The following is a 17,955-nucleotide window of genomic DNA, read 5'->3' on the forward strand; positions in this document are numbered from 1 at the left end:
TTATGTATGGCAAACAAAATAAAGGAACAAATAGAGATGCAATTAAACAAAGTGTTTAAAGGGTTGATGTTAGCATTACCACTCGTTGCTGTTGCAGCATGTAGCTCAAACAAAAACGAAGATCAAACTGATACAAACAATGTACCAGTTGTTGAACAAGGTCCTACTGCTGAAGAATTAGCACGTCAGCAATTAGAACAACTGAAACAACAAAACATCGTTTACTTCGGTTTTGACAAATATGACATTAGCTCAGACTACGCTAACCTGTTAGATGCACACGCTGCATTCCTGCGTGCTAATCCTTCAGTACGTATCACTGTAGAAGGTCATGCTGACGAACGCGGTACTCCAGAATACAACATCGCTCTGGGCGAACGTCGTGCTAACGCTGTGAAAATGTACCTACAAGGTAAAGGCGTATCTGCTGATCAACTGTCAATCGTATCTTACGGTAAAGAAAAACCAGCTGTACTGGGTCATGACGAAGCCGCTTATGCGAAAAACCGTCGTGCAGTACTGGATTACTAAGAGAACGGCATGAACAACAGTAACTTCAGACCTTTCTTGATGAGTCTGTTGTTACTGGTTGGCGTAGCGGCTCCTGTAGCCGCTATTGCCCAAGCGCCAATCAGTAATATCGGTTCAGGTTCGACCGATGAACGACTCGCCCAACTTGAGCGTTTTTCAAATGCTCACAGCCAGCTTTTGACCCAATTACAGCAACAACTTGCTGATTCTCAGCGTGATATTGATATGTTGCGTGGTCAAATTCAGGAAAATCAATATCAGTTAAATCAAGTTGTCGAACGCCAACGCAATATCTATCAACAATTAGATAGCCTTGGTGGCGGTGCTTCTACATCGACTACATCGACGGAAGCCACTCAACCTGATAATGCTACTTCTTCAACACCTTCTGCTACAACTAATTCTGGGCAAGGTGATGAGAAGGCTGATTATAATGCAGCAATTGATATCGTATTGAATTCAAAAGATTACGATAAGGCAATTGTTGAATTAAACAACTTTATCAATAACTATCCTAAATCTAGCTATCAATCAAATGCACATTTTTGGTTGGGTCAGATGTATTACTTAAAAGGTAATAAGGATCAGGCAGCAAGTACATTTGCTATTGTTGTTAAAAACTATCCGAAATCTCAAAAAGCAAGTGAAGCCTTTTATAAAATTGGTCTGATCATGCAAGAGAAAGGGCAAAAGGATAATGCTAAAGCTATTTATCAACAAGTGATTAAGCAATATCCAAATAGTGCTGGCGCTAAATTAGCACAAAAGCAGTTAGCAGCACTCTAATTATTGACCCCGTAATGTAAAATATTGCATTTTCGGGGTTAAATGATTGTTTTTTAAGCTATTGATTGTTTTTTTGAAAAAAAACATTGCACAAAAACATTAAATCAGTATTATTACCCGCCGTTGCCACAGAGAATGTGGCGGATTCGAAAAAGGGTCGTTAGCTCAGTCGGTAGAGCAGTTGACTTTTAATCAATTGGTCGGGCGTTCGAATCGCCCACGACCCACCATTTTCGAATACCAATCCGTTTTTATTGAAATGGGTCGTTAGCTCAGTCGGTAGAGCAGTTGACTTTTAATCAATTGGTCGGGCGTTCGAATCGCCCACGACCCACCATTTCAAACCCCTCCTTGACTACTTGCCATCATTCTAATAACTAACTACATTATCATTTAGTGTCTCTTCAGTTATCTTCTGATAACACTATCTAATCGCTGAATTGAGTAACTAAGATAGTTTTCTCAAAATTGAAAAAACTACCTCGCTTTAATTAAAAATCACTTTGAATCAGTAATGGCAAATAATCGATGACGTAATCTGGGTGTATTCATTTTCAGTCAAAAATTCATTGTCAATTAGCCAATTGCTAACAAGCTCTTGTGTTTTTGTCGCTGTATTAAGAGGGTGATTGAGTCGCTTTGATGCATCAATAAAAAATGCCATCATAATAGAAAGTGACGCGGCTGATTCATAAGGTGTACTCATTGCGAGTGTACTTTCTAGTGAGCGCAATGAATAAAACTTAGGTAACCACTCTTTGAGATTTTTTCCCTGATACCATACATCTTGTGTTGATGTTTGTAGTGCAACTTGCTCAAGTAATGTTATTAGCCATTCTCGCATATCATTCATGCGATAATTCGCAAACCAAAATTCATGGCGTAGAATGGCTATAGCGACTTGTGTGGCTTCAAACCAGAATTCTTGAGCATTGTTATCAGCTTGCTCTTTTGAGAGCGTAGGAGGCGTTATAACGCTAATTTCAGGAAGCCCAACGCATAAACCCGTTTTATCCAGTAAGATTTGATACCCACGTTGATAAACTGGGCTAAGTCCTTCAGTTTTCATATTAAAAATACGCTCAGGCTCTGCCATCATGATATCCATTTTTCTGCCTTGCGCTAAAACATGTAAATAAATGGGCGAAAATTTACCTTTAGGATCTTCACATTCTAATTGTAAGCTGACAAGTGCATCACCAAATTGTGACAACCAAGATTGGTTTTTTGCGAGTTCTGTCGCACCATAACCGATAAGTTCTATATCAATATCAGAATAACTGTCTATCTTTTTATTGCGACCTAATGATCCTGTTAGTATTACTGTCTCTATTCTAGGATCAAGCAATGCAAAAGAGAGCATGCGATCGATTAAACGTGTTGTTGGCTCCATATTTCTCTCTAATAATTAAAAGGTATAAAGTTATTTTTCGTTTTTATTGTTTAAAGCGTAAATTAGAATAATTTGTTTAGTATATAAAACATTTTTTTGTTATTTTTATAACTCAATAATATAATGTTTAGTATTGAAAACTAAGTACCATTATAAATATGAATTTATAATATATCTTTACTACTTTGCAAAGATGTCGCAATAACCCATATTTTCTTTGTTTTTTTCTATGATTAAGTCGGGGTTGTAAAATGGATGTCATGAGTTGGTTTAGTATCAATAATATTTTAGTCAACATTCCACTGGGACAAGGTGGCTACCCACTTTCGTGGATTGAAGCTGTGGGTACCATAGCTGGTCTCTTGTGCATATGGCTTGCAAGTCAGGAAAAAATAATTAATTACTTATTTGGACTGATTAACGTTACTTTATTTGCCATTATCTTTTTTCAAATTCAGTTATATGCGAGTTTGTTGCTTCAAATTTTCTTCTTTGCGGCCAATATTTATGGATGGTATGCATGGAGCAGAGTAAATGATTTCGAGCAAGCTGAACTAAGAATTCGTTGGTTAAAACCGAGCCACCGTCTCTTTTTAATTATTATTTCAATCGCGGCTATTGTCGCTTTGACCTTTAATATTGATACTGTATTTGGTTATTTAGCCGTTGTTGCTGTTGAAATATTAAATGTCTTTGGCGCAAATTTAGCTACACCAGTGCTTGAACCTGATGCTTACCCATTCTGGGATTCTACAATGACCGTTCTGTCGATTGTGGCGATGATTTTAATGACGCGGAAATTAGTTGAAAACTGGCTAGTTTGGTCTGTGATCAACGTGATTAGTGTCGTTATATTTTATAAGCAAGGTGTTTATGCCATGTCTGTTGAATACATCATCTTACTGGCTATCGCTATTAATGGTTCTCGTTTGTGGATCAAAACAGCAAAACGCTCTAGCAGAAATAATTACCTCTCCTAATAAAAAAGGCTGGTAGAGTTATCTTTCTCTCCAGCCTTACTATTCATTGTTTTTATTCTTGTCTTTAACGCAATTTTGAATCATTATTTTGCTTAAATGCGCTATTTCCATCTTTGACAATTTTTTAGAAAAATAACCATTGATGCTTTGAGGTGAAAGGGTGTTTACAGATAGAAAACGAATGGTTAGATTGGGAAAGCAATAATAACATTGACTAGATAACATAAAAGAGTGGATACACGGGAATGAATTATCAGAATGATGACCTTAAAATAACACAAATCAATGAACTTTTACCGCCCGTCGCTTTATTGGAAAAATTTCCAGCGACTGATAATGCGGCTTTTACAGTTCGTCATGCCCGTGAAGCTATTCATCAAATCCTAGCAGGAAAAGATGATCGTCTATTAGTGGTAATTGGGCCTTGTTCTATTCATGATCCGAAAGCTGCGATGGAGTATGCACAACGTTTAAGTCTTATTCGGGAAGAACTTAAAGACAAACTTGAAATTGTAATGCGTGTTTATTTTGAAAAACCGCGCACGACTGTTGGTTGGAAAGGTTTAATTAACGATCCTCATATGGATCATACTTTTGATATTAATGAAGGTTTGCGCATTGCTCGTAATCTTTTATTAACGATTAATGATAGTGGCTTGCCAACGGCTGGCGAGTTCTTAGATATGATAACACCTCAATATGTTGCTGATTTGATGAGTTGGGGCGCAATTGGCGCTCGTACTACAGAATCACAAGTGCATCGAGAGCTTTCATCGGGTCTATCTTGTCCTGTTGGTTTTAAAAATGGTACAGATGGAACAATTAAAGTTGCTATTGATGCAATCAATGCTGCGGGATCGCCACACTGCTTTCTTTCTGTCACTAAATGGGGCCATTCAGCCATTGTACGCACGGCAGGTAATGGTGATTGCCACATTATTTTACGTGGTGGCAAAGAGCCAAATTACAGCGCTGAACATGTTGCAGCGGTAAAAGAAGGGCTTAAAAAAGCCGGTCTGCCACAAAACGTCATGGTTGATTTCAGTCATGCCAATAGTTGCAAGAAATTTGAGAAACAAATGGAAGTGGGCGCTGATATTTGCCAACAAATTAGCTCAGGTGAAAAAGCATTAATTGGCGTGATGATTGAAAGTCATTTAGTGGAAGGTAGCCAATCATTAGAAAGCGGTGAACCTTTAGTCTATGGCAAAAGTATCACTGATGCCTGTATTGGGTGGGATGATACTGAAACACTATTACGCCAACTCGCTGATGCGGTTGTCGCTCGTCGCGGTTAACTGATATTATTTTAGTGCACAAACTGTAATACCGTTGATATTAATCAACGGTATTTTTTATAAAAAAAAGACAATAAGTTAGTCATGTATCTTCAGTAGATCAAGTCTAAATTTGGCGGGTTTAAATCCAAGCTCATATGACTTTTGATACCATTCGCTTGCTTTTTCTTTGTCAGCAACAACACCTAGCCCTTTTTCATATAAATAACCAATGTTATAAATAGCTGAGGGATCATTAACTTCAGCCGCTTTTAAATAAAAAGTCATCGCTTTTTGATAATCCTGCTCAACACCTAAGCCATGTTGATATGAATAAGCAATATTATTGTTTGCTTTGATATGTCCATTGTTAACAGCTTTTAGGTACCATTCCATTGCTTTTTTATAGTCTTGTTCGGCACCAAGACCATCTACATATAAAAGACCTAGATTATTCTGTGCTCTACTAAAATTTTGTTCTGCTGATTTTAAATACCACTCTCTAGCAGTATAATAATTTTGTGTAACGCCTAAACCATCATCATACATGTATCCTATATAAAACTGTGCGCTAGGATTATTTTTGTCTGCTGATTTTAATAACCATTCCATTGCTATCTCATAATCTTTAGGAAAAAATAGATCTCCTTTCATATAAAAGAAACCTATTTTTGTTTGAGCTTCAGCATTATCATTGTAAGCTGATAATAAATAAAATTTACGTGCTTTATTTTTATTATTTCGAGAAAAATAAATATCACCTAGATAGAGTTGATAATGTGACAGGCTTTGTTCAAATAAAGAGGGGGAATGATTATTTATTTTATCTTCCTTAAACGGAAATAAAACAAACATTATTGCAAACATAATGATAATAAATAGAATAGTAGCTATTTTTAATTTCATATTAATGTCCCTATTTTTTATTTGAACTGTGATATTTTATTATAGTAGTATGCTTAATGTTATTATAATTAAAGGATTAAAAAATAAAATGGGAAATTTAATTTATTTAACGATTGAAGGAAATCAACAAGGCTTAATTTCAAGGGGGTGTGGAACCCTTGACTCTATTGGAAATAAATGCCAAGAAGGTAAGGAAGATAAAATTATTATTATTGAATACAGTAGCACGATAACCAGAAACCAAAATGTATCACACCATCCAATAGAGTTTATTAAGAACATTGATAAATCATCACCCTTGTTATTAGTTGCTATTTCTAATAATGAAGTTCTGAAATTAACATTTGATTTCTATAGAACATCACAGCACGGTAAAAATGAAAAATATTATACTATTGTCTTAAATCAGGCTTCTATTGTTGATTACTCGACTCGTTATCCACACAGTATAAATAGCAATAGTTCCCAACCAGAAGAATCTGTTCTTGTGCAATATAGAGATATAACTTGTAGTCACCATATTGCAGGAACATCCGGATATAGTATCGCCGATTAATTATCTATTTGAGTTTACTAAATGCTTGTAAAAACTCGTATGTATCATGCGAGTTTTTATTTTCTATTATATTTAAAATAGGGCTAATATCTTCTTCAAAAAAAAGATAAGTCAGAGATAGCTGCTTGTTATCTAGCCTATAATATAACTCTGGACTAAGAGCGCGTAATCGTTTTGATGCTCTATCTAATTTTTCTATAAAACCATAGGAGCTTGCTAAAACAAGTGTAATATCTATCCACCCTTTTGATAAATTCTTTTTATTTTTTAAACTTGCTTTTGATTTAAATAATTTTAATCTTAAAATTGCATTTTTGGTAATTAGATAAATTATTATGGATAAAAGTAATTTTCTTACTACAGTGTTTTCTATAAAGGTGGGTGCTTCGTTAAATCCATTAAAATATGCAAATTCATTAATTTTATATTTATTTGCATTATCATCAATAAATAACTCTCGTTGATTTAACATTCTGTTCAGTTTGTTTTTTTGCTGATCATCTAAATTTTCATAAATATATTCACCAATAATAGTTCCTACAATTTTTACAATTTCAGAAGGATTTTTAGCATAAACTAAAAGGTGTATCGCTTCGACATCTCTATCAAAAATGGGATTTTTTGAGGCTGGTGCTCGTAATAAATGGTGATAAAGATAAAGATCGGATAACCTATCTAAACCTAGTGCTGTTGTTTCAATTAGACTCAGGGTTCCAGATACAGCTTGACCTGAAATAGCCTCAACCATCTCTTCTAATGATTTATTTTTTAGATTTTCATACCCTTTTCTAATTGAGCGAGATAGTGCTTGCCGTTCTGTATAAAAAGGTTGTTCGTGAAGTTCTAAAATTCTTCCTTCAGGTGAACAATACCACCAAGCTCCATAAGAGTTGTAATTGCACTCAGACATAAAATATCCCTATTTTAATAAGCATTTTAAATTTATAAATAATTAAATCACTTTAGATCCCATAGTGACAATATATTAAATATTTAATAACTGTAAGTGATAGTTTAATTTTAATTAATTTAAACTATTGAGTTAGATATTCTATTTTTTATAGAAAATAAATAGTAATGTAAAAAATTGGAGTTTGGAAATTTAATAAAAAAATACCGCTATTATTTTAGCGGTATTTACCATATAAACCTAAATAAATAGATTTAAGGTAAAATTATTTTGCTTTACCTTGGTTAGCAACAGCGGCTGCTTTTGCTGCAATTTCGTCAGCATTACCCAAGTAGTAACGTTTGATTGGTTTCATGTTTTCATCAAATTCGTAAACTAAAGGTACAGCTGTTGGGATATTCAGCTCAAGAATTTCATCTTCGCTCATGTTGTCTAGGTATTTAACTAGAGCACGCAGTGAGTTACCGTGAGCTGCAATAATGACTTTCTCACCAGAAGCAACACGTGGTTTGATAACTTCTTCCCAGTATGGTGTTACACGGTCGATAGTTAATGCTAGGCTTTCTGTTAATGGCAGTTCTGCCGCAGTTAAAGATGCATAACGAGGATCTTTACCAGGGAAACGTTCATCGTCTTTAGTTAATTCTGGTGGAGTGATAGCAAAACCACGACGCCATTGTTTAACTTGCTCGTCACCGTATTTTTCAGCAGTTTCAGCTTTGTTTAAGCCTTGTAGAGCACCGTAATGACGTTCGTTTAATTTCCAGCATTTTTCAACTGGCAGCCATTGTTGATCAACTTGATCAAGAATGTTCCACAGGGTGTGAATTGCGCGTTTCAGAACAGAAGTATATGCATAGTCAAAAACGAAACCTTCAGCTTTCAGCAGTTTACCTGCTTCTTGCGCTTCATTACGGCCTTTTTCGGACAGCTCAACGTCAGTCCAGCCTGTAAAACGGTTTTCTTTGTTCCATACACTTTCACCGTGTCGAACTAGCACAAGCTTAGTTACTGCCATAGTTTAGACTCCTATAATTACTTTCTTAATATAAGTTTAAAATTAGCACTTCAATCATTATATGGATCATCGACAAGAACGCCAAACATAAGTGACAAAACAAGGGGGATTAAGTCAAAAATATCGTTTGTTCGATGAATTATTGCACAGTTGTCACACCTTTTGCTTAATCGTTCAAGCTATTAATCTAGCGGGATCGGCGTAAAAAAACAAAATATCCATTTTGTATGAAAAATAGACGAAAATGGCGTCCATAAAAACGACATATTTTTTATTTATAATTGTTCGAATAATAAGCAAAAAAGCGTCGATTTAAATAAATAAAGTAAAGCTAAGTTTACCGTTTATTTCTAAAATCATTGCCCTGATTATGACAGTAAAAATCAACATTTAACAAATTTCTTGCTGGTAACGATAAATTTCGCCTTCTTTAATAAATGTCAATCGATGAGTAATACACGATGGCGCATCTTCTTGATGATGGCTCACAAATAAAAGTTGCGTATTACTGTGGCTTATCATGATATCAATAAAACGCTGTATTAAGAGCCTATTGGTTGTATCTAAGCCTTGTAGAGGCTCATCAAGAATAAGCAAAGTCGGGTGCTTAACAAATGCTCTAACAATTAATACTAAGCGTTGCTGTCCCCAAGATAAGGCATGAAATGGATGGTTAGCATGTGCGGTTAAACCAATCAACGCTAACCATTCATCCGCAAGTTTAAGCTGTTTATCTGTAATAGCTTGATAAATACCAATAGAGTCATGAAAACCTGAAATAATGACATTCTTTACTGTTGAAGAAACTCGATAACTCTGATGTAAGGCATTGCTGACATAACCGATATGGCGTTTAATTTCCCATATTGTTTCGCCACTTCCTCTTTTACGACCAAATAGCGTTAAGTCATTGCTATAACCTTGAGGATGATCGCCCGTAATTAAACTCAATAATGTCGATTTTCCCGCACCATTAGGACCTAAAATTTGCCAATGTTGTTGAGGTTTTACCTCCCAGCTTAAATGGTGAAGAACAGGTTTGTCGTTATAGCTCACTACGCCATTTTTTAGCACAATAGGGGAAAGTGTCGGTGATAATTGAGGAATGGCATCTGGTAGATCTTGTTCCGGTAATGTGAGATTTTCCAGCGTTTCACTGTGAGATAATTGCCCTATTACCGAGTCAGATAAAATCTGTTCTTTTTTACCGTTGGCGACTAATTCGCAATTAATTAGTAGACCTGCATACTGAATAAAATCAGGAATATCATTAAAACGATTTAAAATCAGTATAATAGTAAGATTTTGTTGATGTAATAGAGCTAATAGCTCATTTAAAGCGCGACGAGAATCAACATCTAAGCCATCAAAAGGCTCATCTAAAATAAGTAAATCAGGTTTATTCATTAACAGTTGAATAAGCAATATTTTTCGAGATTCACCAGTAGATAGATATTTAAACCGTCTTGATAAAAGATATTCAACGCCAAATTGCTTGGCTAATAAAAAGCATCTGTCATCATCTTTTACCTGCATTTGAATAACTTGAGCTACGGTTAAGCCTGTGTCTTCTTCACCTTCACTTAATAAATCCGTGTTATTACGACGCCACTCTTCTTCAATCATTTTTTGTAGTTTTTCAAAAGAGAGACTAATTGGACGAGAAAATATATTGATAAACTCACCAGAGAGCAAAATACCTTCTTGGCATAATGTATTGGCTAATGCCGTTTTGCCACTTCCATTACTGCCTACAAATGCCCAACTTTCACCTTCATTTATGGCTAAATTATCAATTTGTAAACAGAGTTTGTCGCTTAAGCGAAATTGTGTTTTTTTGAGTTGCAAGTATTTCATTATTCTTATCCGTCACTTTTTAGAACAAGTAGGGTACTTAGCAATATCGGGTTAACCAAAAATTGTCAATATCTGTTGAATTATTCTTAATTTAAAAATTAAAGGTCTTTTAAAAAATGATAACCATTGAGCTAGATAGTTTATGCAATGATATAAAAAATAATTCAAGGATGATTTTTATATGCATAAATTTAAAGATAAAAAGATTAAATTATTATTGTTTTTTTTATTAATATTAGTAAGTAAGATGAGTTTTTCTCATGTTAATAAAAATAATTGTTTTATAATTAATGAAATAAAAATAGAAGATACGAGTTTATTAATTAGTAAAAAACAAAATCAATTAATATTAAAATATTTACATCGATGTTTAACTGAAAATGATATACAGAGTATCGCTAATGTTATAACAAATGAATATATTAAAAAAGGTTATGTCACTTCACAGGCATTTATTTCTCATCAAGACTTCTCTAATAATAAATTCACAGTTAAAGTGATAGAGGGAAAAATAAAAGATATTTTTATTAATAATGCTTCTTCTCGATTAGTTAATGTTATCTTTCCATCGTACAAAGAAAAAATACTTAATTTACGCGATTTAGAGCATGGGCTTGAGCAACTTAATCGATTAACAACATCACAATATACATTGGATATAAAACCAAGCGATAGTGTGGAATATTCTTCTATTTTTGTTGTTCAAAACAATAAAAAAACTCCATTTAAAAATCAACTAACCGTTGATAACTCAGGTACCAAAACAACAGGTAAAATTCTATTAGCGAATACTACAACCATAGATTCTTTATTTGGCTTGGGTGAACAATGGATTTTTTCACTAAAAACAAATACTGATTTCACTCGCACTCACTATTCTCGTGCTTATACTGCAAGTGTGAATATTCCTTATGGTTATTGGTTTTATCAGTATCAAGTATCGCATAGCCAATCCTCTTATCCTTTTCAAAGCCATAATGCTCAATATAGTTATAAAAACAAAAATAGCGATCAACACTTTGATATTAGTCGTTTAGTCTATCGTGATAATAAGCAACGAATAATATTAAAGAGTTCCCTGAAACATAAAAAAGCAAGGACACAATTAGCACAACAAAAACTATTAATAACGAGTCCTACATTAACTTCTTTGTCATTTAGTCCTGAATATAATTTAAGTATACATAATGGATATTTAATCATTAATCCAATTGCCGAGCTCGGGATTTCTCTTTTTGGTGCAACACCTGATTATCTTTCTGAAAATTCACCTCGTAGCCATTATCGAAAACTAAGCCTAAACTTAAGCTATCAACATATATTTATTAATAAATTTTCCTATGTTACATCATTCTATGGGCAATATACGCCAGATAATCTTTATAGCATAGAACGGATCGCAATAGGTGGATTGAATTCTATTCGAGGATTTAAAAAAGAAAGTTTAAGTGCAAATCGAGGGTTTTATTGGCGTAATGAAATTAACACCTCTGGGATAATGTCTTTTTTAGGTCAATGGAAATTTATTGCTGCGATTGATTATGGCGTTATAAATTCAGATAAATATGAAACAAAACAGCAATCTTTATTAGGAAGTGCTATAGGAGCTTCTTTTTATCGCTCAACATTCTCTTCACAAATATTAATTAATAAACCTTTATTTTACCCTTCATCATTAAAACCCGATCACTGGTCTTTATTTTGGTCTATTTCTTTGGCGATTTAAAACTTGGAGTTTTTTTATGCACGAAAAGGATATTTCTCAAAAACAGCGTTTAATTAGCTATAGCATCATTTATCTAACAGCTATTTATCCATTACATCCCGCTTGGAGTTCTGCAATTACTCCAATTGATAAAACAATAAAAATAAGTCAGCAAAATACCGTTCCTATTATTAATATTGCAACACCTAATGATACTGGTGTTTCTCATAATCAATTTCACTCTTTTAATGTTGGTAAACAAGGTGTTGTACTTAATAATGCAACAATGCCTGTTAATACTCAATTAGCCAAACAAGTGAATGCTAATACCCATTTAAAAGGTAATGCAGCGCATTTAATTATTAATGAAGTAGTAGGAAATGGACATTCACAGTTATTAGGTAAATTAGAAGTTGCAGGTGAACAAGCGAAAGTTGTTATTGCCAATCCAAATGGTATCACTTGTGATGGCTGTTCGTTTATTAATACCCCAGCAATTACACTTACGACAGGAAAACCTCAATTTAGCTCTCAAGGTGCTTATTCAGCAATAGAAGTGAAAAAAGGCAGTGTTGTTATTGGCACGCAAGGTATAGATCTCCAAGCTCAGAATTATGCCGACATTATTAGCCGCAGTATTGAGTTAAATGGAAAAATTAACGCTAAAACTCTTTCTTTAATGCAAGGCAATAACCGTATTGATTTTGAAAAAGGAACGGTAAACAGCCTTACTGGAGAAGACATAAAGCCAACAATCTCGATTGATACTAAAGCGCTGGGAGGAATGTATGCCAATCAAATACGACTAGTCAGCACAGAAAAGGGTGTTGGTGTTAATTTAAGTGATATTCATACAAATCAAAACAGTGTGAATTTAACGGTTGATGGAAAAGTTATATTTAATGGCGATATTCAATCAGAGCAAGATATTAATGTTAGCAGTAAAGAACTACAAATTAATAATAATGCAAAGTTAAAAGCAAAAAGGGATATAACTTTAGCAACTCATGCGCTAGCTAATCATAGTGAAATTATCTCAGAAAAAGATATGCGTTTATTTGCAGATAAACTCACTAATAAAGGTGAAAAGGCACTAGTTCAAGCAAAAGATAACTTATGGATACAAAAAAATGCACAGGGTGATCCTAGCACTTTAATTGAAAATCAATCAGCCATTATAAAAACAGAAAAGGGTGATTTGATTATTAGAACAAAGAAGTTGGTCAATGAATCTATTACACCTTTATTTAAAGAGATTAAACAAGAGCCTGATTCTAAAAAATTTTATAGTGTTAGAAATCAATTTATTCCACCTTATCCTAGTAGCAGTTTTTCCCAGGGTAATTATGAAGCATATATTATTGCTTACATACCTGAGTTAATAGATGAGAGAAGAAAAAAATGGTTTGGGGTGGCAAATTTAAATGATGATTATGGTATAAATAGTGAGAGGAAAAAAGTAGATTTAATTTCAAGTTATATTGGTTCTAAAATTATCTCTGGTAATAATTTATATATTCAATCTAATAGTATATCAAATTATCAATCATATATTTTGGCAAATAATAATTCTATTTTAACTGGTAAGGATGCTTATTTTTTAGATTGTTCAATAGGCCAGTTAGATAAATGGGTAATATATAAAAATAGTGGTATTCTTCCAGAAATAAATCCTCTATTTGAGATCCCTAATAATCAGGTTGAGAAATCAAATTATAGAAAAGAATATATATATATACCATATGTTTCCACTGATATTCATAGTTATAATTTTAAATTTGAAAAAAATAATGAATATATTATAGCGAAGGGTAATTTGGTTTTAGATTTTAAAAACTCTATAAATATAGAAACTAAAGTACCATTTCAATATTCTAAAATAAAAAAAATAATAAATAAATCACACTCAGGATACAATGTTTTAGCTAGTAATATACTGCTTAATTCTAGTTCTATTAACGTATCGTCAAATATAAAATCAAATAATGATCTATCTGTTATTTCTAGTGGAGATCTTATAGTAAAAGATTCACATCTCTCATCTAAAAAATCATTAAACTTAATTTCCAATAAAAATATAGCACTTAGCCAAGTAGATTTAACAGCAAAAGACGGTGTTGTTCTTGCTAAAAATGGAAACATTGATTATACATTAAATCCTACTTCTGCATTTAATGAAAATAATATTTCAACTCCTCCTGTTATTAATGTTTATAATTCTATGTTATTTCAGTCTGGAGAGAATACTACTTTTAATAATATTGAGGTTAATAATGCTAACTCTTTCAATTTAATTTCATCTGGTGATATAAAAATCCAGAGAAATGAATCAGAACTTTTTAAGATATTACCATATTTCCATTTATATACTCAAGAACCTGTATTATCAAAAACGGAAAGCTGGAAAACGCGAGGTGATATTACATTCACTTCCGGTAAAGATATTATTAGTCAAGGAATAAAATATCATAGTGATAAAGCCATAACCTTTAATGCAGGACAAGATATTTTCCTTGCCTCTAAATCAATAAAAGAAGCCGATCCTTTCTTCAGTGATGTTTATTACCCCCAATTACAATCTAAATTATTTTCAGATAATAATCTTATTTTAAATGCCGCTCGTGATATTGATTTAAGTTCAACAATATTAAATTCAAAAGATAAAGCAGTTGTATTAGCAGGTAGAAATATAAAACTGGGTACAAACGCTTATTCTGCTATAAAAGATCCCGATGAAGATGCACAAGATATTCAGTATGCCACAACCGCTATTACGGGAAATAAAGGTATTTCTATTGCGTCATCAGGCACATTAATCACAGAAGGAAGTTCACTTAGATCAGAGGGTGATATTACGATATCCAGTGGTGGCAATATTCAATTAGGATCAGTAAGAACACATTTTCGTAAAGAGTCGGGTTCTGACTTAGAAGAGCTTCGCAAACAAGTTAGCACTGAAATTAATAGTGGCAATAATCTAACACTATTATCTGAAGGCAGTATTTTATTTCAGGCATCAAAATTAACGGTAAATAAAGAGATGGATATCGCTGCTAAAGGTGGATTTCTTTATGCACAAGCGATGGAAGAATCAAGTTATTACGAAGAGGAAAAGAAAAAATGTAATTGGTGGACTTTATGTACGACTAAAAAGAAATATACGAAAACATTTTATAATACCAATAATAAAGTTACCGAATTTATTGCAAATAGCGATATTAACTTATTTGCTAAAGATGATATTACCTTAGAAGCAAGCAAACTAGAAACAGCGAAGAATGCAAAATTAACCAGCAAAACAGGAAAAATTAATTTTAAAGCAGTAAAAAATACGGCATTTAAACAAGTTATTACTAATTCAAAAGATATTTATATTACTCAGCGTGATCAGGGATACACCAAAGGAATATGGGTATTACCTGAGCTCTATATTGGCGGAAAGCTCACTATTGATGCCCCCAAAGGCATATCTGCGGATATTAAAGCCCAGAAAGAACAATCACTAGAAAAAGCATTAACCGTTTTAAGTAATACACCAGAATATGCTTGGTTGAGTGATCTTCAACACCATAAGAACGTTAATTGGAATTTAGTGAAAGACACTTATTCCAGTTGGGATGATAAAACTCAGCAATTAAATCCTGTTATTGGTGCGGTTATTGCTATCGCGGTAGGGGTTGCCACTTACGGTACTGCAACGGCGGCAACCATTGGTGGAATGGCAAGTGAAGCCACCATTGCGGCAGGTGCATCAGCCAGTGTGGCTTCAACAGCATCGGTTGCAGCACAAGCAGGTTTTGCCTCTTTAGTATCGCAAGCTGCGGTGTCTTTAGCTGAGAACAAAGGCAATATTTCTAAAACTTTGGAGTCACTCGGTCGTAGTGACACTGTCAAGTCTGTTGTTACCAGTATGGTGGTTGCAGGGGCATTGCAAGGTCTTGACCAATTTATGGGTTGGGATCAGGCAATCCAAGGAGGAACCTTACCTTCAACAGGTAAGTTACTGCTTACTGATAACGCAACATGGAATCAAGTTGCCCAGCGTGTCGCCTCACATTCAGTTGTTAGCTCAACACTGGGTACGGCAATTCAAGGCGGCAGTTTTATTGATAATTTTAAAACCGCGCTATTAAGCAATATTGGCAGTCAATTTCATGCCGAAGGCGCCAATCTAATTGGTGATAACGGTGCCGTATTAGGGCATGCAGGAAAGGTGTTAAGTCATGCAACATTATCTGGTTTATCTGCACAAATTAGTGGAGGAAATGTTAAAGGTGCAATTATCGGTGGTTTGGCCGCTGAAATTGCGGCTATTTCGTTGGGTGATAACACTATTAAGGTTGAGGAGTGGCATAAAAAATCAGAATCACAAGCTCAATTTGTTAGGTTATTCGGTGGTATAGCAGGCGGTATTTTTACTGGTGAGCCAGGTGGTGTATATAGTGGTGCTAGTTCAGCTGAGAATATATTCCGTTTCAACCATTTATTTCATGATATTTCGATGGATTTCGATCGAGAAATACATAAATGTGGGTCTAATGCTGAATGCCTATCAAAGATAATCGACAAATATACAGTTTTTAGCAATGAAAATAGTTTAAAACTAGATGTTGAATTAAATACTAATCCGTTAGCAGTTATAGAGATCAAGAAAAAAAGAATTGAAAATGCACTTGAATTAACTAAAAGACCATATTGGGCTAGCTATCTTGGTGCTGATACAATGCAAACTGAGATAGCTAAACAATATGTTCAATATTGGAATTCGCAAGATTTAGATAAAATAGATGTAAACACTCCTTCTTGGTTAAAGTTTTCATCGTGGATCTCAGAGCCAGATAACCAGTTTTTTCTTGTTAGTGCTGGTTTTTTAGTTAAAGAATTAAGCGATTTTGCTATTAGATATTTTGGTAGAAATTCAGCAAGTAAAACAATTTCTGCTTCTGAAATTGGTATGAAATGGTCTTCTGGGGGAGGAAATATAAATACACAAGGAATGTCATGGGAAAACTCTATTGCGAAAAGCTTACCTGTTCACACTAGATTGCCAAAAAATTTTAAAACATTTGATTTTTATATTGCTAAAGATAAAGTAGCAATAAGTGCAAAAAGCCTAGATACTCAAACGATGAGTAAACTTAATCGACCAAAACAAATTTATAATACAATTAAAGGTAATATAGATGATGCTGCAAAATTTGAAGGTTATAGATTGTCAGGAGTTAATTTACATTCAGAAATGATAGCAAAACGAGAAATTTGGCTTGCTGTACCACAATCGACAACAAAGGCCCAATGGATTGAAATTAATCGTGCGGTAGCTTATGGAGAAAGTATGAATATTGAAGTAAAAATAACGCAGGTAAAATGATGACGTTTATTAACGATAATGAGTATTGTGCTTTGATAGTAATGACAGATAAATTTTTTTGCTTAAATACGGAATCTGGCTATGGGCTAATGACACTCGATCCTAATTTTTCATCAATTATACTTTCTTTAACATGTTCAAATAAGGAGCTTGGCGAAAGTTTAATTAAAGTTTTAGAGAATAGTCGAACTCAGCTCAAAGATGAGGAATATGACAAACTCTTTAAAAAGGAAAATATAAAAAAAAACTGGGATTCATGGCTAGAATTATTACAGTATAAATATAACTATCGCTCAAAACGTCAACTTTTAGCTAATATGCTAAATTGTTCTGTTTATCTTTATAATAACAAAATATTAATTTCACCTTCTCACCATTCAAGTCTTGAAGGATGGGAAGGAATAGGGGCATCCCATAAGGTTATTTTATCGCTAGATAGCTCATCTGATGAGATAGGTTTGGGTATTCGGCTTGCATTTAGTCGGTGTACTACGAAGAGATTTTAACTTAATGAAAGTGAGTATTTTTGTATAATTGAAATATAATATATATGTGAATTATTAGGCAATAAATAATTAAATGTTTTTAATTTGATTTTTAATTGAATTGATAGGAATTTTTCTTTTTTGAGTTTTTAATGAATTATATGAGTACCGCCCAGTAGG

General features: G+C 33.6%; 13 protein-coding genes and 2 tRNA genes. 10 read left to right on the forward strand and 5 right to left on the reverse strand.

Features of this window, described 5'->3' with window-relative positions; genetic code table 11:
- Positions 1–36: 36 nt before the first annotated feature.
- The 4 genes from pal to ABN256_RS08870 all read left to right on the forward strand — a co-directional run bounded on the left by pal (position 37) and on the right by ABN256_RS08870 (position 1,654).
- Complete coding sequence (gene pal, locus ABN256_RS08855; RefSeq protein ID WP_072070586.1) at positions 37–531, forward strand: peptidoglycan-associated lipoprotein Pal; 495 nt, start codon at positions 37–39, stop codon at positions 529–531.
- Between the two features lie 9 nt (positions 532–540).
- A complete protein-coding gene (gene cpoB / locus ABN256_RS08860) occupies positions 541–1,317 on the forward strand; it encodes a cell division protein CpoB (protein ID WP_196553415.1) in 777 nt (258 codons plus the stop codon).
- 154 nt (positions 1,318–1,471) lie between these two features.
- Positions 1,472–1,547: transfer RNA gene (locus tag ABN256_RS08865), tRNA-Lys, on the forward strand.
- A gap of 31 nt (positions 1,548–1,578) precedes the next feature.
- A tRNA-Lys gene (locus tag ABN256_RS08870) sits at positions 1,579–1,654 on the forward strand.
- Between the two features lie 171 nt (positions 1,655–1,825).
- On the opposite strand, the gene ABN256_RS08875 is transcribed toward ABN256_RS08870, so the two are convergent.
- The gene (locus ABN256_RS08875; RefSeq protein WP_115350859.1) at positions 1,826–2,710 is read right to left on the reverse strand and encodes an aminoglycoside 6-adenylyltransferase; all 885 of its coding nucleotides are present in this window, start codon (positions 2,708–2,710) and stop codon (positions 1,826–1,828) included.
- Positions 2,711–2,961: 251 nt separating this feature from the next.
- Between ABN256_RS08875 and pnuC the strand changes: the two genes are divergently transcribed.
- Positions 2,962–3,690, forward strand: a complete 729-nt coding sequence (gene pnuC / locus ABN256_RS08880) for a nicotinamide riboside transporter PnuC (protein ID WP_115350860.1) — start codon at positions 2,962–2,964, stop codon at positions 3,688–3,690.
- 245 nt (positions 3,691–3,935) lie between these two features.
- Positions 3,936–4,988 (forward strand): 3-deoxy-7-phosphoheptulonate synthase AroG, encoded by a 1,053-nt coding sequence (gene aroG, locus ABN256_RS08885; RefSeq protein WP_072070584.1) that lies wholly within the window; start codon positions 3,936–3,938, stop codon positions 4,986–4,988.
- A gap of 78 nt (positions 4,989–5,066) precedes the next feature.
- Here the strand turns inward: aroG and ABN256_RS08890 are convergent, their stop codons facing one another.
- Positions 5,067–5,873, reverse strand: a complete 807-nt coding sequence (locus ABN256_RS08890) for a tetratricopeptide repeat protein (protein ID WP_196553414.1) — start codon at positions 5,871–5,873, stop codon at positions 5,067–5,069.
- A gap of 88 nt (positions 5,874–5,961) precedes the next feature.
- Between ABN256_RS08890 and ABN256_RS08895 the strand changes: the two genes are divergently transcribed.
- Positions 5,962–6,429 (forward strand): Hcp family type VI secretion system effector, encoded by a 468-nt coding sequence (locus tag ABN256_RS08895; RefSeq protein ID WP_349439389.1) that lies wholly within the window; start codon positions 5,962–5,964, stop codon positions 6,427–6,429.
- Between the two features lie 4 nt (positions 6,430–6,433).
- On the opposite strand, the gene ABN256_RS08900 is transcribed toward ABN256_RS08895, so the two are convergent.
- The 3 genes from ABN256_RS08900 to modF all read right to left on the reverse strand — a co-directional run bounded on the left by ABN256_RS08900 (position 6,434) and on the right by modF (position 10,214).
- Positions 6,434–7,339, reverse strand: a complete 906-nt coding sequence (locus tag ABN256_RS08900; protein ID WP_349439390.1) for a hypothetical protein — start codon at positions 7,337–7,339, stop codon at positions 6,434–6,436.
- Positions 7,340–7,604: 265 nt separating this feature from the next.
- A complete protein-coding gene (gpmA, locus tag ABN256_RS08905; protein WP_036938379.1) occupies positions 7,605–8,357 on the reverse strand; it encodes a 2,3-diphosphoglycerate-dependent phosphoglycerate mutase in 753 nt (250 codons plus the stop codon).
- Positions 8,358–8,747: 390 nt separating this feature from the next.
- On the reverse strand, positions 8,748–10,214 hold the full coding sequence (gene modF, locus ABN256_RS08910; protein ID WP_349439391.1) for a molybdate ABC transporter ATP-binding protein ModF: 1,467 nt from the start codon (positions 10,212–10,214) through the stop codon (positions 8,748–8,750).
- Between the two features lie 181 nt (positions 10,215–10,395).
- Here modF and ABN256_RS08915 point away from each other — a divergent pair, with 181 nt between their 5' ends.
- From ABN256_RS08915 to ABN256_RS08925, 3 genes are read left to right on the forward strand one after another with little or no spacing between them, the layout of a single operon-like run.
- Entirely contained in the window at positions 10,396–11,940 is a 1,545-nt protein-coding gene (locus ABN256_RS08915) for a ShlB/FhaC/HecB family hemolysin secretion/activation protein (protein WP_349439392.1), read from the forward strand.
- Between the two features lie 16 nt (positions 11,941–11,956).
- On the forward strand, positions 11,957–17,290 hold the full coding sequence (locus tag ABN256_RS08920) for a DUF637 domain-containing protein (protein WP_349439393.1): 5,334 nt from the start codon (positions 11,957–11,959) through the stop codon (positions 17,288–17,290).
- A complete protein-coding gene (locus ABN256_RS08925) occupies positions 17,290–17,796 on the forward strand; it encodes a contact-dependent growth inhibition system immunity protein (protein WP_196553409.1) in 507 nt (168 codons plus the stop codon). Before ABN256_RS08920 ends, ABN256_RS08925 begins: the two co-directional genes overlap by 1 nt.
- The last annotated feature ends 159 nt before the right edge of the window (positions 17,797–17,955 follow it).

Source organism: Proteus sp. fly-1008 (assembly GCF_040140305.1).
Lineage (GTDB): Bacteria > Pseudomonadota > Gammaproteobacteria > Enterobacterales > Enterobacteriaceae > Proteus > Proteus vulgaris_B.